This is a genomic window from Bradyrhizobium sp. CB1717 (assembly GCF_029714325.1).
In the GTDB taxonomy this organism is placed as follows: domain Bacteria; phylum Pseudomonadota; class Alphaproteobacteria; order Rhizobiales; family Xanthobacteraceae; genus Bradyrhizobium.
In genome coordinates this window covers 1,662,948-1,680,923 of the sequence record NZ_CP121666.1, presented here as the reverse complement: position 1 = coordinate 1,680,923, position 17,976 = coordinate 1,662,948, and the positions used below count along the sequence as shown (strand labels likewise).

The 17,976-nt window shown below is 65.6% G+C and carries 19 protein-coding genes; 7 read left to right on the top strand and 12 right to left on the bottom strand.

Annotation, left to right across the window (positions count from 1 at the left end; genetic code table 11):
• Positions 1-207 precede the first annotated feature (207 nt).
• Positions 208-375 carry a hypothetical protein gene (locus QA649_RS08025; protein WP_283023699.1) on the bottom strand — a complete coding sequence of 56 codons (168 nt, stop codon included), beginning with the start codon at positions 373-375 and terminating at the stop codon, positions 208-210.
• Between the two features lie 104 nt (positions 376-479).
• Between QA649_RS08025 and QA649_RS08020 the strand changes: the two genes are divergently transcribed.
• Entirely contained in the window at positions 480-1,616 is a 1,137-nt protein-coding gene (locus QA649_RS08020; protein WP_283023698.1) for an alpha-hydroxy acid oxidase, read from the top strand.
• Between the two features lie 322 nt (positions 1,617-1,938).
• Here QA649_RS08020 and QA649_RS08015 read toward each other — a convergent pair whose 3' ends face one another.
• The 8 genes from QA649_RS08015 to QA649_RS07980 form a co-directional block, all read right to left on the bottom strand.
• Positions 1,939-2,547, bottom strand: coding sequence for a hypothetical protein (locus QA649_RS08015; RefSeq protein WP_283023697.1), 609 nt, complete (start codon positions 2,545-2,547; stop codon positions 1,939-1,941).
• Between the two features lie 162 nt (positions 2,548-2,709).
• The gene (locus QA649_RS08010; protein WP_283023696.1) at positions 2,710-3,336 is read right to left on the bottom strand and encodes a hypothetical protein; all 627 of its coding nucleotides are present in this window, start codon (positions 3,334-3,336) and stop codon (positions 2,710-2,712) included.
• A gap of 65 nt (positions 3,337-3,401) precedes the next feature.
• A complete protein-coding gene (locus tag QA649_RS08005) occupies positions 3,402-4,235 on the bottom strand; it encodes a shikimate dehydrogenase (RefSeq protein WP_283023695.1) in 834 nt (277 codons plus the stop codon).
• Positions 4,236-4,368: 133 nt separating this feature from the next.
• The gene (locus tag QA649_RS08000) at positions 4,369-6,111 is read right to left on the bottom strand and encodes a SulP family inorganic anion transporter (RefSeq protein ID WP_283023694.1); all 1,743 of its coding nucleotides are present in this window, start codon (positions 6,109-6,111) and stop codon (positions 4,369-4,371) included.
• Between the two features lie 107 nt (positions 6,112-6,218).
• On the bottom strand, positions 6,219-6,491 hold the full coding sequence (locus tag QA649_RS07995; protein ID WP_018647504.1) for a helix-turn-helix transcriptional regulator: 273 nt from the start codon (positions 6,489-6,491) through the stop codon (positions 6,219-6,221).
• A gap of 320 nt (positions 6,492-6,811) precedes the next feature.
• Positions 6,812-8,860 (bottom strand): elongation factor G, encoded by a 2,049-nt coding sequence (locus tag QA649_RS07990; protein ID WP_283023693.1) that lies wholly within the window; start codon positions 8,858-8,860, stop codon positions 6,812-6,814.
• Positions 8,861-9,015: 155 nt separating this feature from the next.
• Positions 9,016-9,498 carry a DUF992 domain-containing protein gene (locus QA649_RS07985; RefSeq protein WP_283023692.1) on the bottom strand — a complete coding sequence of 161 codons (483 nt, stop codon included), beginning with the start codon at positions 9,496-9,498 and terminating at the stop codon, positions 9,016-9,018.
• A 169-nt stretch (positions 9,499-9,667) separates the two neighbouring features.
• A complete protein-coding gene (locus QA649_RS07980; protein WP_283023691.1) occupies positions 9,668-10,870 on the bottom strand; it encodes a pyridoxal phosphate-dependent aminotransferase in 1,203 nt (400 codons plus the stop codon).
• Between the two features lie 551 nt (positions 10,871-11,421).
• Between QA649_RS07980 and QA649_RS07975 the strand changes: the two genes are divergently transcribed.
• The 6 genes from QA649_RS07975 to QA649_RS07950 all read left to right on the top strand — a co-directional run bounded on the left by QA649_RS07975 (position 11,422) and on the right by QA649_RS07950 (position 15,545).
• The gene (locus QA649_RS07975) at positions 11,422-12,072 is read left to right on the top strand and encodes a glutathione S-transferase family protein (RefSeq protein ID WP_283023690.1); all 651 of its coding nucleotides are present in this window, start codon (positions 11,422-11,424) and stop codon (positions 12,070-12,072) included.
• Between the two features lie 155 nt (positions 12,073-12,227).
• Complete coding sequence (locus QA649_RS07970; RefSeq protein ID WP_283023689.1) at positions 12,228-12,404, top strand: hypothetical protein; 177 nt, start codon at positions 12,228-12,230, stop codon at positions 12,402-12,404.
• Positions 12,405-12,477: 73 nt separating this feature from the next.
• The gene (locus QA649_RS07965) at positions 12,478-12,636 is read left to right on the top strand and encodes a hypothetical protein (protein WP_018648309.1); all 159 of its coding nucleotides are present in this window, start codon (positions 12,478-12,480) and stop codon (positions 12,634-12,636) included.
• Between the two features lie 128 nt (positions 12,637-12,764).
• Positions 12,765-13,571 carry a PAS-domain containing protein gene (locus QA649_RS07960; RefSeq protein WP_283023688.1) on the top strand — a complete coding sequence of 269 codons (807 nt, stop codon included), beginning with the start codon at positions 12,765-12,767 and terminating at the stop codon, positions 13,569-13,571.
• Positions 13,572-13,895: 324 nt separating this feature from the next.
• Positions 13,896-14,351: a GNAT family N-acetyltransferase gene (locus tag QA649_RS07955; protein WP_283023687.1), complete on the top strand. Its 456-nt coding sequence runs from the start codon at positions 13,896-13,898 to the stop codon at positions 14,349-14,351.
• Between the two features lie 252 nt (positions 14,352-14,603).
• A complete protein-coding gene (locus QA649_RS07950) occupies positions 14,604-15,545 on the top strand; it encodes an aldo/keto reductase (protein WP_283023686.1) in 942 nt (313 codons plus the stop codon).
• Between the two features lie 19 nt (positions 15,546-15,564).
• Here the strand turns inward: QA649_RS07950 and QA649_RS07945 are convergent, their stop codons facing one another.
• The 3 genes from QA649_RS07945 to QA649_RS07935 all read right to left on the bottom strand — a co-directional run bounded on the left by QA649_RS07945 (position 15,565) and on the right by QA649_RS07935 (position 17,976).
• Complete coding sequence (locus QA649_RS07945) at positions 15,565-15,888, bottom strand: antibiotic biosynthesis monooxygenase (RefSeq protein WP_254149031.1); 324 nt, start codon at positions 15,886-15,888, stop codon at positions 15,565-15,567.
• Between the two features lie 251 nt (positions 15,889-16,139).
• Positions 16,140-16,499 (bottom strand): endonuclease domain-containing protein, encoded by a 360-nt coding sequence (locus QA649_RS07940; protein WP_283023685.1) that lies wholly within the window; start codon positions 16,497-16,499, stop codon positions 16,140-16,142.
• Between the two features lie 259 nt (positions 16,500-16,758).
• On the bottom strand, positions 16,759-17,976 hold the full coding sequence (locus QA649_RS07935) for a DUF1501 domain-containing protein (RefSeq protein WP_283023684.1): 1,218 nt from the start codon (positions 17,974-17,976) through the stop codon (positions 16,759-16,761).

Below are 17,976 nucleotides of genomic sequence, written 5' to 3'. Positions count from 1 at the left end.
GCAACAACCAGGGATCCCCTCTACAACCACGGGCTGCCGAACAGGCCCCGCATCCCTGATTTGCTGAGGTCTTATAAAGCCATCGCGGCTAACTTGGCTTCAAAAAATATAATGAATCATTACGGAACCGGCGCCGCGGCCGCCTTGGTAACACATTGTTAACATTATAGTTCCGGTGTGACCAGCGGAAAGCAGGCGGAACTCGCCCTAATCCGAGCGCTTCACATGGCCGTCGCCGCGGCTCGGCGCCGGCTGGGTGACGTTGACGGGATCGGAGCCCGGAAAGGTCTCTTCCAGCCCCTCCTCCAGCGCGTCCTCGAGATCCTGCTTCTCCTTGATCTCTTCCGGCGAAGGTCTCGCGTGCGGCTTCGTCATGGCGGCCTCCTCTCAAACGATTTGGCTGTGCATCCAACCATGCTAGATGACCCCTCGATCTTCCGATGCAAGACTCTTGGGTAAAGACGGGCCGGGAAACGTTCATGAAGCACATCACCTGTATCGACGATCTTCGGGCGCTGCATAAGCGCCGCGTGCCGAAGGCCTTCTTCGACTATTGCGACCGCGGCTCCTATGCCGAGGAAACGCTGCGCGCCAACCGCGAGGACATGCAGGCGATCAAGTTCCGCCAGCGCATCCTGGTCGACGTCTCCAAGCGCGACACCTCGACCACGATCCTCGGCGAGCCCTCGACCATGCCGCTGATCCTCGCGCCCGTCGGCCTGCTCGGCATGCAGCATGGCGACGGCGAAATCTACGCCTGCCGCGCCGCGCAGGCCGCCGGTATCCCGTTCACGCAATCGACCATGTCGATCTGCTCGATCGAGGACATCGCTGCCAATGTCGAGAAGCCGTTCTGGTTCCAGCTCTACGTGATGAAGGACCGCGGCTTCATCAAGGAACTGATTCAGCGCGCGGCAGCAGCCAAGTGCAGCGCGCTCGTGCTCACCGTCGACCTGCAGGTGATCGGCCAGCGCCACGCCGACATCAAGAACGGCATGACGGTGCCGCCCGAATGGTCGCTGTCGAAGCTGCTGGATTTCGCCAGCAAGCCCGCCTGGGTCTCCGGCGTGCTGCAGGGCAAGCGCCGCACCTTCGGCAACATCGCCGGCCACGTGAAGAACACCGAGGATCTCAACCGCCTCGCCGAGTGGACGGCGTCGCAGTTCGATACGTCCTTGAACTGGAAGGACGTCGAGTGGGTCCGCAGCATCTGGCCGGGCAAGCTCGTCATCAAGGGCATTCTCGACGTCGAGGACGCCGAGGAAGCCGCCAAGACCGGCGCACAGGCCCTCGTCGTCTCCAACCATGGCGGCCGTCAGCTCGACGGCGCGCCGTCCTCGATCGAGGTGCTGCCGGAGATCGCGGACGCTGTCGGCGACAAGATGGAGATCATGTTCGACGGCGGCATCCGCTCCGGCCAGGACGTGATGCGCGCGCTCGCGCTCGGCGCAAAGTCCTGCATGATCGGCCGCGCCTATGCCTACGGCCTCGGTGCCGGCGGCCAGGCCGGCGTCGCCAAGGCGATCGACATCATCCAGAAGGAGCTGCTCACCACCATGGGCCTGTGCGGCGTCAACCGGATCGACGAGATCGACGATCACGTGATTGCGGTGTAGCCGCAGCGGCAGTGCCGTAGGGTGGGCAAAGCGAAGCGTGCCCACCAATGTCCGTAACACGCAAGAAGACGTGGGCACGGCGCAAGTGCGCCTTTGCCCACCCTACGGGTTCTCGACGTGACGGAATGCCGTCGCCACAAACTCCGCTGTCGTCCCGGACAAGCGCAGCTTCCGACAACGCGCAGCGTTGTCGGAAGCTGCGCGCTGATCCGGGACCCATAACCACCGGCGGGTGTGGTTTACGGGGACTCGGAGTGACCCGCTTCGCTTAGGGCGCGCTTGTCCGGGACGACAGCTGAGATTGTGGAGACAGTGTCCCGCCTCACATCGGCGGCGTAATCCCATCCCGCCCGACATTCACCCGGTTGGCCTCCAGCGACCCATCCTCCTTTTTCGCTGCGCCGAAGATGATCAGCCTGGCGCCCGGCTTCACGTCCGACTTGTCGGTGGCGACGAAGGTGACGATGGGCGTATCCGGCGGCACCACGACTTTCTTCTCGCCGTCCTTGTATTTCAACGTGATGTTCTGGCCGTCGGTGCCCTTCACCGTCTGCGCCACGGTGGCGTTGGTCATGGTCGAGTTGGCGCGGGCATCCCAGGGGCGGAAGCCTTCGGCGGCGCCGCGCTGGTTCTCGGGGAAGATGTGCACCGCGATCGCCTTCTGGGTGCCGTCGGGCTCGGGCATGGCGGTGACGCCGATATAGGAGCCTTCCTTGATCTCCGACAGCTCGGTCTTGACCACGGCGAAGACGGCGACATTGTCGGTCATCTTCACCTTCACATCGCTGCCCTCGCGGGTCTTGATGCCGAGCAGGTTGCCGTCGACGCTCTCGATGGTGCCGCGGATGCGCACCGTCGGCGCCTGCTGCGCCAAGGCGATCGAAGCAAAGGCAACGGCGAAGAACGCCGCGAGCGAAGGCGATTTCGACATGGTGTTTCTCCGGGGAGTTGGCTGGACCGGGAATAAACACCGCGCGTGCCGTCCTATTCCAACGGTCCGTAGCCCGGATGGAGCGCAGCGCAATCCGGGACAGACGTACCGCGGAGAAGGTCCCGGATTTCGCTACGCTCCATCCGGGCTACGAAGGGCGCATCACATCGGCGGGGTCAGACCATTGAGGCCGACGCTGACGCGGTTGGTCTCGAACGAGCCGTCCGGCAGCTGCTTCATGAAGGCGATCACCTTGGCGCCGGGCTTCAGCTCGCCCTTGTCACCGGGCACGAAGGTCACGACCGGCGTGTTGTCGGGAACAAACACCTTCTTCTCGCCGTCCTTGTACTTGACCAAGAGCGTATGGCCGTCATTGCCGACCACGCTCTCCGACACCGTCGCATTGGTCATGCTGGAATTCGGCTTGAGATCGTAGGGCCGCGAGCCTTCGCCGGTGCCGCGCATGCTCTCGGGAAACACGTGGACCTCGACCGCGTTCTGGCCGCCGTCCGGTCCCGGCACGGTGGTGGCGCCGACGAAGGATCCGACCTTGATGTCGGCGAGTGAAATCTTTGTAATTCCCGACACGCTGACGTCAGGGGCGATACGCAGCTTGACGTCCTCGCCGCTGCGCGACTTGACCTGCATGGTGTCGCCGCTGACGCTTTCGATGGTGCCGCGCACGCGCGTCGGCACCGGCGCCTTCTGCGCGACGGCCGCAAGAGTCGAGACGGTTACCATCGCGACGGCGACGAGCGGGCGTATCAAGGTTGTACGTTGAATAGTCATGACGGTCTCCGATTGTCCCACGGGGATAGAACTCCGGAGGTGGTGTGCTATTCGCCGTTACCCTCTCAAGTCTTTGTGAGATCGGCCTCGACCAGCGCCCGCAGCTCAGGCGTGACTTGCGGCCTGCGGCCAAACCACAGCTCGAAACCGCGCACCGCCTGGTGCAGCAGCATGCCGAGCCCGTCGGCGGTCTTCAGCCCGCGCGCCTGCGCGGCGGCCAGCAACGGCGTCACCAGGGGAACGTAGACGAGATCGGCAATGACGGCTTCTTGCGGCAGGCGTGACACGTCGACGTCGAGTGACGGCTGGCCGTGCATCCCGAGCGAGGTCGTGTTGACGAGAAGTCTTGCGCGCGGCAGCACGTCGCCGATCGCGTCCCACGTCACAGGCTGCACGTTCGGACCGAACTGTCCTGCAAGCGTCTCGGCCCGCGCGATGGTGCGGTTGGCGAGATGGATGCGCTTGATGCCGCGCTCGCGCAGGCCGAACACAACCGCGCGGGAGGAACCGCCGGCGCCAAGCACCAGCGCTTCTTCCGCCTTGTCCCAGCCGGGCGCGCTGGCATCGAGATTGCCGATGAAACCTTCGACGTCGGTGTTGGTCGAGCGCAGCTCGCCGTCTTCGAACCACAGCGTGTTGGCGGCGCCGACGGCCCGCGCGCGCGCGTCAGGTGTCGAGAGCCCGAGCACGGCCTCCTTGTGCGGGATGGTGACGTTGGCGCCGACAAAGCCGCGCAGCGACAGGCGCAGCACGAAATCGCGCAAATCCTCGGGCGGAACCGCCTCGATGACGTAGCCGCCTTCAATGCCGAGCGTACGCAGCCAGTAACGATGGATCAGCGGCGAGCGCGAATGCGCGGCCGGCCATCCGATCAGGCAGGCTGCGGGAGCCTTGGTCACGGTCGTCCTTCCCCTCAGTCGTTTCCGTGACGATCCATTTCGCGTCCCGCGGGCGCTGTCAAGCGCGCGGGAGCCGCATCGCGGCGCAGCAGCAGGAGACGATCAAATCACCCTGAGCGAGACGTGCGCGCCGTCAGCCCGCCGCGGGCTTGTCGGCCGCTCGACTCTTGATGTCGGCGACGGCGCGCTCGAGGCTCGTGCGATAGCGCGCGCGCGGCGGCGTCACGCCATGGGTCAGCAGCGCGCGACGGACGGCGGGCGAGGCGCCGGTGATGAACAGGCGGATGCCCTGGCGGTGGGCCTTGGCGGCGACCCGCCCGAGCACGTTCGCCGCCGTCGAGTCCAGGAACGGCACCGCGGCGAAATCGACCACGAAGGCCTTGCGCTTGTCGGCGATGCCGTCGAGCACGCCGCCGATCGCCGAGGCCGCGCCGAAGAAGAACGCGCCGGTGATGCGATAGACCAGCACGTCGCGATCGACCGCAAGCGCGGGGTCGTAAGGCACGCGCTCGCCATTGCCGTCGTCGGGACGGTCGCCCGGCACCAGCGGGGAGCGTTCCTCGATGCCGGTCATCTCCGCCATGCGGTGGATGAAAAGCACTGCGCCGAGCGCGAAGCCGACCAAAATGCCTTCGGTGAGATCGCGGAAGATCGTGAGCAGGAAGGTCGCGAGCAGCACCACGGCATCGCCCCAGGAGGAGCGCAGGAGCGTGGCGAATTCCTGCTTCTCCGCCATGGTCCAGGCGACCACCACGAGCACCGCGGCGAGCGCGGCGAGCGGGATGTAACTGGCGAGGGGCGCAGCGATCAGCATGAACAGCAGCAGGAAGACCGAGTGCAGCATGCCCGCCAGCGGCCCGCGCGCGCCGGCGCGGATGTTGGTGGCCGTGCGCGCGATCAGGCCGGTGACGCAGATGCCGCCGAACAGCGCCGAGCCGATATTGGCCGCGCCTTGCGCCACCAGCTCGCAATTGGAGCGGTGACGGCGTCCGGTCATGCCGTCAGCCACCACCGCCGACAGCAGCGATTCGATTGCCGCCAGCAGCGCAAAGGAAATCGCGTCGGGGAGCACCGCTTTCGCCTTCTCCAGCGAGAACACGGGGAGTGCCGGCGAGGGCAATTCGCGCGGAATGCCGCCGAAGCGCGAGCCGATGGTCTCGACCGGCAGCGAGAACGCCGCGCATGCGACGGCCGCGAACACGACCGCGATCAGGATGCCGGGCCAGGACGGCCGCCAGACCCGCAAGGCCGCGATGATGGCGATGCTTCCGAGCGCAACGACAACCGCCGACGGATTGACGGTGTGGAGGCCGCTCGCGAGCGCGGCGAGCTTTGGCACGAACTCGCTGGGCTCCTTGCCCGCCAGCGTTATCCCTGAGAGATCGCGGAGCTGGCTCGCAAAAATGATCACCGCGATGCCGGCGGTGAAGCCGACCGTCACCGGATAGGGAATGAACTTGATGTAGGTGCCGACGCGCAGGAGCCCTGCGGCGATCAGGAACAGGCCCGCCATCATGGTGGCGAGGATCACGCCGTCGACGCCGTGCCGCTCCGCGGTCACCGCGACCAAGACGATGAAGGCACCCGCAGGACCGCCGATCTGGAAGCGGCTGCCCCCGAGCAGCGACACGATGAAACCGCCGACGACGGCGGTGTAGAGGCCGCGGTCCGGCGTCACGCCCGAGGCGATCGCGATCGCCATCGACAGCGGCAGCGCGACGATCGCGACCGTCAGGCCCGCGAACACGTCGGCGCGAAAGTCCGCGATGCCGTAGCCTTCACGCCAGACGGTGACGAGCTTTGGCAGGTAGAGTTCGGTGAAGGTCGGCCTGCGAAGCTGGTGCAGCCGGCTTGCGTGATCGCTGGTGATGCTCATGCCCCGAAGTGCTCCGCTGCCCACAACGCTCCGATGCATCGTGCGGCCGCGTGCGTCGGCGCGACGGTGCGTTAGTTCAAACTGCTCGAGGCATGATCATCACGAGATCACGCCCCGACCCGACGCGGCGGCCCCGGCTCCTTCAGCCGAACGCCGCGCCCGCCGCTGTCGCTGCGCGCCTGCTCGCCGATCAGCTCGACGCCGGCCCGGTCGAACGCCTCGACCACCCTCATCAAGGTCTCGACCACGCCGCGCACATTGCCGGTCGAGGCCTCCATCCGCTGGATGGTCGGCAGCGACACGCCGGCGAGCTCGGCCAGGGTTTTCTGGTCGATGCCGAGCAGCGCACGGGCGGCCCGCATCTGGAACGAGGTGATCACCTTGGCCTCACGTATCAGGAGTTATAAGTGATATCTTGCACATATACAATGATGTAAAATACATCATTTGTGGGCGAATGCAAGAGACTGCCTGTCTGTCTTCTCCGTCATTGCGAGGAGCTCTTGCGACGAAGCAATCCAGACCTCCTCGGAGACAGTCTGGATTGCTTCGCTGCGCTCGCAATGACGGTAGGGAGGAGAGCGCGAGAGTCCAACGTTCACCGCACGTGTGAGAACAGCCCCTCACCCCTCCCTGTCCCCGTAAGAACGGGGAGAGGGAGTGAGAGAGGCGTACGTCCCTCACTGCGCGAGAGACAGATTCACGCCGCGTGCTGATGCGCGGCGATGATCTGGTCGGCGGCGCGGCCCGTGACTTCGGCCATGTGGTCGAACTGGCGGGTGAAGCTGCCGGCGCCTGCTGTCGCGGAACGCAGCTCGACGATGAGCTCGCCGATCTCGGCTTCCGGCATCATGGCGCGGACGCAGTCCCAGCCGCTCCAGCCGTCGCGGGTGTCGAAGCCGAGGATCTGGCCGCGCCGCGCCGACAGGATCGCGTTGATCTTGGCGGTGGCATCGGTCGGACAGACGATCTCGACCACGTGGATCGGCTCCAGCAGCACCGGCTGGCATTGCGGCAGGCCTTCGTTGAGCCCGACCCGCGCTGCCGTGCGGAAGGCGAGATCGGAGCTATCGACGCTGTGATAGGAGCCGTCGGTCAGCGTCACCTGCACGTCGGTGACGGGAAAGCCGAGCGGACCGCGCGTGAGGCCATCGACGACGCCCTCCTCCACCGCCGGGATGTAGTTGCGCGGCACCGCGCCGCCCACCACCTTCTCGGCGAACTTGAAGCCGTCGCCGCGCGGCAGCGGCTTGATGTCGAGCACGACATCGCCGAACTGACCGTGGCCGCCGGACTGCTTCTTGTGACGACCCCGCTGGGTAATCGGCTTGCGGATGGTCTCCTGGTAGCCGATCGCGGGCGGATGCGAGGTGACCTTGACGCCGAAGCGATCGCGCAAGCGCTCGCTGGCGACGCGCAGGTGCATCTCGCCCTGGCCCCACAGCACGGTGTCGTGGGTCTTGGGATTCTGCACGATCAGGAGCGAAGGATCCTCCTCGTGCAGCCGCGTCAGCGCCTGGCCGAGCTTGACGTCGTCCTTGCGGTCGGTGGCCGCAACCGAGATCGCGAGCACGGCCGATGTCGGCTCCGCCGTGACCAGCGCCTCCGGCTGCGTCTTGCCGCTCGAGACCATGTCGCCGGTCTTGACCGGATCGAGCTTGGCGAGCGCCACGGTGTCACCGGCTTCCGCCGAGGCACGCTTGGTGTCGTAGGCGCCGTTGACGGCGAGGATGCCGGAGATGCGCCCCGCGCCGCCGGAGGAAGATTGCAGCGTGGCGCCGTCGTCGAGATGGCCGGCGACGAGCCGCGTCAGCGACAGCTTTCCGCCGTGCTGCGAATGCAGCGTCTTGAAGACGTAGCCGAGCGCGTCCTTGCTCTCGGGCGCACCGAGGCGCTTGGCGGTCTCGGCGATGCCGGGCGCCTCGTGGCGCAGCGCCTTCATCAGGCGCAGCACGCCGTTTTCGCGCGCGGCAGCACCGATCAGCACCGGGCAGATCAGCCCTTCGCGCAGTTCGCGGGCGAGATCGTCGAACACGGCATCGCGGGGCGGCTGGATGTCCTCCAGCAACTGCTCCATCAGGGCGTCGTCGTGATCGGCGAGCTTCTCCAGCATCGAGAAGCGGGCTTCCTTCTCGCGGTCGAGATCGCCGCCTTCGAGCGCGACCACCTCGGAGGCCTTGTGCTCGCGATAGATGAAGGCGCGCTCCAGCGCGAGATCGACGAAGCCCTCGATCAGCTCGCCCTTCCAGATCGGGATCTGGCGCAGCACCAGCGGCACGCGGGAGGCGGGCTGCAGCATCGCGAGGGTCTCGCGGATGCGCTGATTGGCGCGGTCGATCTTGTTGAGGAACAGGAAACGCGGGATCTTCAGCTCCTCCAGCTCGCGCAGGATGATCTGAAGTTGCGGCAGCTTCTTCTCGTCGGCCTCGCAGACCACGATGGCGGCATCGACCGCGGGCAGCGCGGCGCGCATGTCGTGGGCGAACTCGACGGAACCGGGACAATCCAGGAAGGTGTAGCTGTCGCCCATGAAACTCGTGGTGGCGGCAGTGAGGCCGACGGTCATCTTGTGATGACGGGCCTCCGGGGAGGCGTCGCCGACGGAAGTTCCGGCGTCGACACTGCCGGCGCGCGGGATTGCGCCCGTTCGCGCCAATATTGCTTCAAGAAGTGTGGTTTTACCGCTTTGGAAAGGGCCCACCAGCGCGATGCACCGTGGACCTCGGGGACTTCTGACGTCTTGTCCCATTTCGCCGCCTCCTTTGTGTGGAGCTCGGCCCATGATTGGGTCGGCAAACGCAGATGCTCTGCCCGTCCCTCAGATTTGGCAAGCATCAAACGTCGCTGCGGTGCGTCGTCCGTAAAATCGCGCCGCTTCGCGCGGCGCGATCACACGCAAAAGTGTTAACGGCCCGGACGCAGTTCCAGGCTTTCGAGACCGGCGGCGACGCTGAGGCCGACCTGGCCCTGCACGCTGAGCGGCTGGAGCGCGATCGAGTTGTTGGAGCCGCCGATCAGCACGTTGCCGCCGACGCCGACGCCGAGCGCGGCGCTGCCCTGCGCGCCAGCATAATTGCCGGAGAGGTCGCCGGGACCGAGCCGGTCGACCGGCGCGAACACGCCCCAGGCCAGCGTGGTCTCCTGGGTGATGCCGATGTCGAGGCCCACTTTCCGGATCGTCGCGACATAGCGGTCGTCAGGCAAGCCGTCGGCGCGCAGCACGCATCCGAGATTGGTCACCGATCCCACGATGAAGCCGACGCTGGCGCCGCCGCGGCATTCGAGCACGCCGACCCGGACCATCCGCTGCTGCTGCGCGCTGCCGCCGGTGACCGAGGCAACGAGGCTCGTGGCGACGAGCCCGGCGAAGATGAACGAACGGCGCATGAATGTCTCCGGCGATGAATAGGATGCGAGCAGGAAGGACGCGGCACACGCCGCGCGATGGTCTATGCCACAAGAGCCGCGGTGGTGCCAGATAGCGCGCGACCAGAAGCGTGCAAACAATAAAAAGGCCCGCACGAAGCGGGCCTTTTCAATTCGCACTGTCTTCGGCTCAGCGCAGATTGCCGCAGAAGCGCTGGATGCGCTTGCAGGCGTCTTCGAGGTCGGAGGTCTTGGTCGCGTAGGAGATGCGGAAGGCCGGGCCGAGGCCGAAGGCCGAACCCTGCACCACGGCGACGCCTTCGGTCTCCAAGAGCTCGGTGACGAACTGCTCGTCGTTCGAGATCACGTTGCCCGACGGCGCCTTCTTGCCGATCGTGCCGGCGCAGGACGGATAGACGTAGAACGCACCCTCGGGACGCGGGCACTCGATGCCGTTCGCCTGGTTGAGCATGGAGACGACGAGGTCGCGGCGCTCCTTGAACACCTTATTGTTGGCGGGGATGAAGTCCTGCGGACCGTTCAGCGCTTCCACCGAGGCCCACTGCGCGATCGAGCACGGGTTCGAGGTCGACTGCGACTGGATGGTCGACATCGCCTTGATGAGCTGGGCCGGGCCGCCGGCATAGCCGATGCGCCAGCCGGTCATGCAATAGGCCTTCGACACGCCGTTCACCGTGAGCGTGCGGTCGTAGAGGCTGGGCTCGACCTGCGCGACCGTGGTGAACTGGAAATCGTCATAGACGAGGTGCTCGTACATGTCGTCGGTCATCACCCACACATGCGGATGCTTGACCAGCACGTCGGTGAGCGCCTTCAGCTCGGCCTTGGTGTAGGCAGCTCCCGTCGGGTTCGACGGCGAGCACAGGATCACCCATTTGGTCTTCGGCGTGATCGCGCGCTCGAGCGCCTCGGCCCCGAGCTTGAAGCCGGTCGCGGCGGTGCAGACCACCGGCACCGGCTCGCCGCCGGCGAGCGCCACCATTTCAGGGTAGCTGACCCAATAGGGTGCGGGGATGATCACCTCGTCGCCCGGATTGATGGTCGCCATCAGCGCGTTGTAGAGCACCTGCTTGCCGCCGGTGCCGACGATGATCTGGTTCGGCTTGTAGACGACGCCGTTCTCGCGCTGAAACTTCGCGATGATGGCTTCCTTCAGCTCGGGGATGCCGTCGACCGCGGTGTACTTGGTCTTGCCGGCCTCGATGGCGCGGATCGCCGCGAGCTTGATGTTGGCGGGCGTGTCGAAGTCGGGCTCGCCGGCACCGAGGCCGATGACGTTGCGGCCCGCCGCTTTCAGCGCGCGTGCTTTATCCGTGACCGCGATGGTCGCGGACGGCTTCACACGGTCGAGCGCAGCGGCAAGGAAGGACATCGTCATCTCCTGACAAGCGTCGTGAACCCTTTGGCCTCACGACTCTGATTGTGGGAATGGAGCTACCCTAAAACGTGTGCCGCTGCACCGCAAGAAACTTCGGCCCGATCCCGCAAAAGTTTACGAATTTCGCCGCTTCGAGGCGCAATTTCCCGCAATTTTCCGTAACTTTGCCGCGCAAACCCCTCATATCCGGCAAGGCTTGTCCTCGGAGCAATTTCAGGCCGTTCGGGCGCCAAGAACCGACCGCGAGGCTGACGTTTTTCGAGGACGTCCGGGAGCCTTCAGCCGAGCGTCGACACCCGGCTCGATCACGGCCGCTCAACGGCTCGCTCGATGCGAGGCGCAACGCGTCCAAGCGTTGACGCAAGCGTGATCTTGATTTGCGGCGTCGCGCGGAAAAGATCTTCCGCGGCATTGCAGTGCGGTAGGGTTTTCGAGTTTTTCTATTGGCCGGCTCTTGCGGCGGATTCGCATCGGCATCATTGTTTAGCCGCGGCGCGTGGGCAGGACGCGTCGCACTTCCCCGTCCAAGGTTTAGAACTCTCAGAATGTACAAGCTCTATTCGATGCAACGCTCCGGCAACAGCTACAAGGTCCGCCTTGCGCTGGCGCTGTTGAACGTACCTTACGAAGCGGTGGAGGTGGACATTCTGCGCGGCGAAAGCCGCACGCCGGACTTCCTGTCCAAGAACCCGTCGGGCCAGGTGCCGCTGCTCGAGGTCGGCGAGGACCGCTTTCTCGCCGAGTCCAACGCCATCCTCTGGTACGTCGCCGTCGGCACGCCGCTCGCACCGGAGAACCGCATCGACCGCGCCGAGGCGCTGCAATGGATGTTCTTCGAGCAGCACGCGCTCGAGCCGAATATCGGCGCCGCCTATTTCTGGCTATCGCTGGTGAAGGGCGGCCGCGACCTGCAGACCCACGCGCTGGAGGACTGGATGGAGCGCGGCTATGGCGCGCTCCAGGTGATGGAGAACCACCTCAAGACCAGCCCCTACTTCGCCGCCCGCCAGCTCACGGTCGCCGACATCGCGCTCTACGGCTACACCCACCTCGCCGATCGCTGCGACTTCGACCTCGAGGCCTTCCCGGCGATCCGGGACTGGCTCAACCGCGTCGAGGCCGCCCCCGGCTTCGTGTCGATGGACTGGCGTCCGGCCGACATCGACGACCCCGCCAGCATCGCGGCGGGGGCCTGAAAATTGGTGCAGCGCTGGGGAATAGCGGGCACAGCGTTAATCTTTGCCGCAATCCCGCCATCTTTGCCGCGGCAGCTGCCGCAATATTGCCGGTTGAAATGGTGAAATTATTCGGCGTCGCGGGTGATTCGCTCGCACGTTGAAGGATTTAGACCATGACTCGGGCGTCCGGCACGGCAGGCTTTCAGGGCCAACCCGCTACCGTTTCGTCTTCCCGGCTGACCAATGCGGTCGCGGCCTCGCTTGCCGTCGCTGCGCTTTCGCTGTGCCTGATCGTCACCCTGACAGTGCTGTCGACCAAGGCGACCATGGCGATGGGCCTGCCGGTCTGATTCCCGTTTCATCCTGGACTCGCCTTCAAGGTGCCGCGCGGCCCGCGCTGACCGGCATCGCGACGGGACGTCGATGAAATCACCTGTGGTCGTCGTTGCAATTACCCTGACCGCGGCCATCCTGGTCGCGGCATCGCTGTTGATTTTCACCGGCATGCGCAAGAGCTCGGGCACCTCGACGCTGAATGCGCCGGCGTTGCAGCAGCGCGTCAGGCATTCGCATTTGGTCTAAAATCATCCGAAATCTTGGCGCGCCCGCGCAAGCCGCCCTTAAGCACTCCGCACGATTCCTCACCGCGCCGGCGCAACAATCGGTCAGTGTTGCGGCGTTCCCTCGTTCAGGGAGGAACGAGACAGGCCATGCGGTCCGGATGGCGCGCAATCTGCGGCCCGATGCTGACGGTAGCGATCACGCTGCTGGCGATCCTGCTCGATCGCTCCATTCACATTCCCTCGCCTGCCCCACTTTTCGTCTGCGTCGTCGCACTTGCCGGCGCGCTGGCGGGTTTCGCCTCCGCCATGGCCAGCGCGGCCCTCGCGGTCGCCGGCGCGGCGCTGTTCTTCGCCGGCCATCGCGCCGTGCCCTTCCATGCCAGCGCGGACTTGGTCGGCCTGCTCGCGGTGACGGCCTTCGGCACCGCAGGCATCACCGGCCTGATGCGCGAGCGGCTGCTCGCCGCCTTCGCCACCGAGCGCCAGAGCCACGCCACCGCCGCGCGGCTGTCGGCCGCACTCGACCAGGTCGACATCGGCATCGTGCTGCTCGACACGGAGACGCGGGCCGAATTCATCAACCGCGCCTTCCGCGATTATTTTGCGGTGCCGGACGACATCGCCGACGGCAAGCCGCCCTTCATCGCGCTGATGTATCACAGCCGCGACACCGGCGCGTTCGAACTGCCCGAGGACGAGCTCGGCACCTTCATCGCACAGCGCATGGAGATGGTGCGGATCGGCGATGCGACGCCGATCAACATCAAATTGCGCAATGGCGAGGTGCTGCGCTTCGTCTGCGCCGCGCTGCCCGACGGCGGGCGCATGCTGAGCTACACGCCGGTTACCGACCTCGTGCGCCACACCGATGCGCCGGCGCGCGCCGACTACTACCGCTCGCTGCGCGATCCCCAGAGCCGCAAGCTGATCCGGTATCTGCGCGTCGCGGAGTGATGTTGCTTCAGCGTGCGAACATCAAATGCCGGCGCCCGCGGAAGCAGCCCCTCACCCCACCCTCTCCCCGCAAGAGCGGGGCGAGGGAGCGAAAGACCGGTGCGTCCCTCACTCAAACAAGCATTTGCTGTCTTAACCTCTCCCCGCCCTTCCGCGGGGAGAGGTCGGATTGCCCCGGCGACGCGAAGCATCGTCCGGCCCAATCCGGGTGAGGGGCATGGCACACTGTCGCCATGACTGCATGCCCCTCCGACTCCCAAGATAATTGATCGCCTTGCCCTTCATCACGTATGAAGGACGCTTCATCGATCGCGGAATTCTCACATGTCGCTCATCATTCGCTCCGTCACGAGGCAGGACTACGATCAATGGCTCCCGCTCTGGGACGGCTACAACGCTTTCTACGGCCGCTCGGGCCCGACCGCGCTTGCAGGTGAGATCACGAAGATGACGTGGCAGCGCTTCTTCGATGCCTATGAGCCGGTGCACGCGCTGGTCGCCGAAAGCGACGGCAAGCTGCTCGGACTGACGCACTATCTGTTCCATCGCAGCACCACCGCGATCGAGCCATCCTGCTATCTGCAGGACCTGTTCACGCTCGAAGCCGCCCGCGGCAAGGGCGTCGGCTCGGCGCTGATCCATGGGGTGTATGAGCGGGCGAAACTGGCGGGTTCGCCGCGGGTCTACTGGCAGACGCACGAGACCAACGTCACGGCGCAGAGCCTGTACGACAAGGTCGCGGAGCGCTCCGGCTTCATCGTCTATCGCAAGCTGTTCTGATCCCCGCGCACAGCCTGTGGATAACTTGGCCTGTCACCGGCGCGTAACATAGCGGGACTACGCTGCACCTGCGTCTGATCAGGCCCCCCGTCACCGATCAAGCGCCCCAAAGCGGTCCCCGTCAGTCGCCGCGTCTGACAGGGGCCGCATTTTTTGTGCGCGCTGCCGGCATGGCAGCAGCGCGGCGGGCAGCTTGCTGCTGCGGCACACGGCGGTCAGAATGCCCGCCGCTCATCTCCGACAGGATCTTTCATGGAAATTCGCAATCTCGGCGCCTCCGGCCTTCGCGTGTCCGCGGTCGGGCTCGGCTGCAACAATTTCGGCCAGCGCACCGACCTCGAGACCTCGCGCAAGGTCATCCATCGCGCGCTCGACCTCGGCATCACGCTGTTCGACACCGCCGACATCTATTCGAACATGGGCGGCTCGGAGACCGTGCTCGGCACCGTGCTGGGCGATCGCCGCAAGGACATCGTGCTGGCGACGAAATACGCCAAGCCCATGGCCGAGGACGGCACCAAGCAGGGCGCCTCGCGCCGCTACATCATGGAGGCCGTGGAAGCGAGCCTGAAGCGACTGAAGACCGATTACATCGATCTCTATCAGCAGCACGATTACGACCCGCTGACGCCGATCGAGGAGAGCCTGCGTGCGCTGGACGATCTGGTCCGCCAGGGCAAGGTCCGCTACATCGGCAATTCGAATTTTCCGGCCTGGCGGATCGCGGAAGCGGAGTACGTCGCGCGCGCGATGAATGTCAGCCGCTTCGTCTCCTGCCAGGACGAATATTCCCTGCTCGTGCGCGACATCGAGAAGGACCTTCTGCCGGCCGCGACGGAATACAAGCTCGGCCTGTTGCCGTTCTTCCCGCTCGCGAGCGGGCTCTTGACGGGCAAATACAGGAAAGGCGAAGCCGCGCCTGCCGACACCCGCTTCGGCAAGGTGCCGCGGCTGCGCGACCGCTACGTCACGCCGCGCAACGAGGACATCGTCGAGAAGCTCCAGGCCTTTGCGCAAGCGCGCGGCCACAGCATGCTCGAGCTCGCCTTCTCCTGGCTCGCGGCGCGCCCGCAAGTCTCGAGCGTGATCGCCGGTGCCACCCGCGTCGAGCAGATCGAGGAGAACGTCAAGGCGATCGCCTGGAAGCTCAGCGCCGACGAGATGGCCGAGATCGACAGGATCACGCTGGGCTGATTGCTTGCGGCGCGGCGCGCTACTTCGCGCCGCGTCCCACCGTCTGCATCACCTCAAAGCCCTCGAACTGGGGATGACCGAGATAAAGCGGCTTGTTGTCGCCGGCCCGGTGATGCGCGGCGCGAAACGCCTCGGACTTGGTCCAGGCCTCGAACGCGGCATGGTTCGCCCACACCGTGTGCGAGGCGTAGAGCGTGTGATCCTCGAGCTCGGGGCCACGCAGCAGATGGAATTCGACGAAGCCCGGCACCTTGTCCAGATGCGTATCGCGAGTAAGCCAGACCTGCTCGAAGGCAGCTTCGGAGCCCTTGGCGACGCGGAAGCGGTTCATGGCGATGTACATGGGTGGTGTCTCCTGTAAGCGGCAATTGTGAGGAACGCACCGCCCTCTCACTCCCTCGCCCCGTTCTTACGGGGAGAGGGTGGGGTGAGGGGCTGCTGCCGCGAGTTCAGTTTGAATTGTAGGCGAAGTGCGTGATGCGCGCATGGTCAATGTGGGAGTCGGATGGACTACCCTCTTGGCAACAGCATGCCCTGCCCCTCACCCGGATTGCTGCGCAATCCGACCTCTCCCCGCAGAAGTGCGGGGAGAGGTTAAGTCACACCTCCTGCCGTCGCGAGTTCAGCCTGAATTACGGTGAGAACACCTTCGATATTCCCAAGGACATCGTTGTTCCAGAAGCGAAGCACCTTGTACCCCTTCTCTCTCAAGCGTTCGTCACGAATTGCATCTGCCGCGGATTCATTGTGCTGTCCACCGTCGACTTCGATGATGAGCCGTTTCTCGCGGCATACGAAGTCGCAGATGTAGCCGATGATCGGCTCCTGCCTGACGAATTTTTGCCCATCGATCCTCCGATTGCGAATGCGGTTCCAGAGAACGGTCTCGGCATCTGTTTGATCCGCACGCAAGCGCCGTGCGAGTCGGATGACTTTTTCGCTATGGCTGCGCATTGCCCTGCCCCCACCCGTGATGGACGCACCGCTCTCTCGCTCCATCGCCCCGTTCTTACGGGGAGAGGGTGGGGTGAGGGGCTGTCTCCGCGAGTTTGGTGTGAATTGTAGATGCGGTCCGCTCAACCGCAATGGTCTTGCGAGTCGGAGGGATTTGGTTCGTGGCAACAGTGTGCCCTGCCCCTCACCCGGATCGCGCCGGACGATGCTGCGCATCGCCGGGGCAATCCGACCTCTCCCCGCAGAAGAGCGGGGTGGGTTAAGCCACCAGCCCCTTCATCGGTCTTGCGCCTGCGCTGTCCGGAAACACCGTCTCCGCCAGCACACGATCGGACAGGCCAAACTGGTCCTGCAGCACGCCCTTGATCACCGCGCGCAGGTCCGTTGTGGGCTTGAGGTCACGGGCCTCATACAAGTTCGCGAGCTTGAGGCCCGGCCAATCCGAGATGACGCGGCCGCCTTTCACGGCGCCGCCGGCGAGCAGCGCGATGGTGCCGGTGCCGTGATCGGTGCCGTCGGTGCCGTTGATGCGCGCGGTGCGGCCGAACTCGGTGGCGACGACGACGACGGTGTCGCGCCAGCGCTCGCCGAGGCCGCTCTCGAATTCCGCGAGCGCACCGTCGAGCCCGCCGAGCAGGAAGGCGAGACGCCCCACGGGGCCGCCCTCATTGGCGTGCGTGTCCCAGCCGTCGAAGGCGAGCGCGGCGATGCGCGGGCCATCGTCGGCCGCCATCAGCTTGGCCGCGCCGCGCGCGACCTGGCGCATCTGCGCGACCTGATTGCCGCCCTTCGGCTTCATGTCGTCGCCGCTTGCGACCTTGTCGAGCTGCAAGCCTTGCGACAGCGCCGAGGCCAGCGCGGGATCGCGGTGTCGGTAGAGATCGACGAGCCGCATCGCGGTGTCGTCGTCGGCCTGCGGCAGCGCGACCGGCGCCCAGCCGACCGTCGGCGCATTGCCGCGCAATACCAGCGGCGTGGTCGGACCGACCGCAAGCCCACTCGAAACGCGCTCGCCGCGCGGCAGCGCCTCCAGCGCACGGTTGAGCCAGCCGGACTGCACGCGGCCCGGGCCGGCGTAGCCGCTTTCGAGCACGTCCTGGCCGTCGAAATGCGAGCGGTCGCGATAGGGCGTCGCCACCGCATGGATCACCGCAGCATGCCTGTCGCGATACATGCGCGCGAACTCCGGCATCGCCGGATGCAGCGCGAAGAAGCTGTCGAGCATGATCGCGGGATGCGGGCCATCGACCGTGAGGGCGATCGAACCGTGCAGGCCGGCGTAATCGGGGTCACCGAGCGGCGCGACGCTCGAGAGCCCGTCGAGTGCGCCGCGCAGGATCACGACGATCAATCTGGCATCACGCCCGCCAGCGGCGCGCGCGAATTTCGGCAAGTAAGCCCACGCCGCGAAGGAGGCGCCGCCGAGCAGAAGGCCGCGGCGCGAGGTGAGGAGGCGGTTCTCGACGCAGTCGATCAT

Excerpts from the sequence above, each read along its gene's own strand:
- QA649_RS08025 (WP_283023699.1), bottom strand. The coding sequence starts at position 375 with ATGACGAAGCCGCACGCGAGACCTTCGCCGGAAGAGATCAAGGAGAAG.
- QA649_RS08020 (WP_283023698.1), top strand. The coding sequence starts at position 480 with ATGAAGCACATCACCTGTATCGACGATCTTCGGGCGCTGCATAAGCGC.
- QA649_RS08015 (WP_283023697.1), bottom strand. The coding sequence starts at position 2,547 with ATGTCGAAATCGCCTTCGCTCGCGGCGTTCTTCGCCGTTGCCTTTGCT.
- QA649_RS08010 (WP_283023696.1), bottom strand. The coding sequence starts at position 3,336 with ATGACTATTCAACGTACAACCTTGATACGCCCGCTCGTCGCCGTCGCG.
- QA649_RS08000 (WP_283023694.1), bottom strand. The coding sequence starts at position 6,111 with ATGAGCATCACCAGCGATCACGCAAGCCGGCTGCACCAGCTTCGCAGG.
- QA649_RS07990 (WP_283023693.1), bottom strand. The coding sequence starts at position 8,860 with ATGGGACAAGACGTCAGAAGTCCCCGAGGTCCACGGTGCATCGCGCTG.
- QA649_RS07985 (WP_283023692.1), bottom strand. The coding sequence starts at position 9,498 with ATGCGCCGTTCGTTCATCTTCGCCGGGCTCGTCGCCACGAGCCTCGTT.
- QA649_RS07980 (WP_283023691.1), bottom strand. The coding sequence starts at position 10,870 with ATGTCCTTCCTTGCCGCTGCGCTCGACCGTGTGAAGCCGTCCGCGACC.
- QA649_RS07975 (WP_283023690.1), top strand. The coding sequence starts at position 11,422 with ATGTACAAGCTCTATTCGATGCAACGCTCCGGCAACAGCTACAAGGTC.
- QA649_RS07970 (WP_283023689.1), top strand. The coding sequence starts at position 12,228 with ATGACTCGGGCGTCCGGCACGGCAGGCTTTCAGGGCCAACCCGCTACC.
- QA649_RS07965 (WP_018648309.1), top strand. The coding sequence starts at position 12,478 with ATGAAATCACCTGTGGTCGTCGTTGCAATTACCCTGACCGCGGCCATC.
- QA649_RS07960 (WP_283023688.1), top strand. The coding sequence starts at position 12,765 with ATGCGGTCCGGATGGCGCGCAATCTGCGGCCCGATGCTGACGGTAGCG.
- QA649_RS07955 (WP_283023687.1), top strand. The coding sequence starts at position 13,896 with ATGTCGCTCATCATTCGCTCCGTCACGAGGCAGGACTACGATCAATGG.
- QA649_RS07950 (WP_283023686.1), top strand. The coding sequence starts at position 14,604 with ATGGAAATTCGCAATCTCGGCGCCTCCGGCCTTCGCGTGTCCGCGGTC.
- QA649_RS07945 (WP_254149031.1), bottom strand. The coding sequence starts at position 15,888 with ATGTACATCGCCATGAACCGCTTCCGCGTCGCCAAGGGCTCCGAAGCT.
- QA649_RS07940 (WP_283023685.1), bottom strand. The coding sequence starts at position 16,499 with ATGCGCAGCCATAGCGAAAAAGTCATCCGACTCGCACGGCGCTTGCGT.
- QA649_RS07935 (WP_283023684.1), bottom strand. The coding sequence starts at position 17,976 with ATGATCGACTGCGTCGAGAACCGCCTCCTCACCTCGCGCCGCGGCCTT.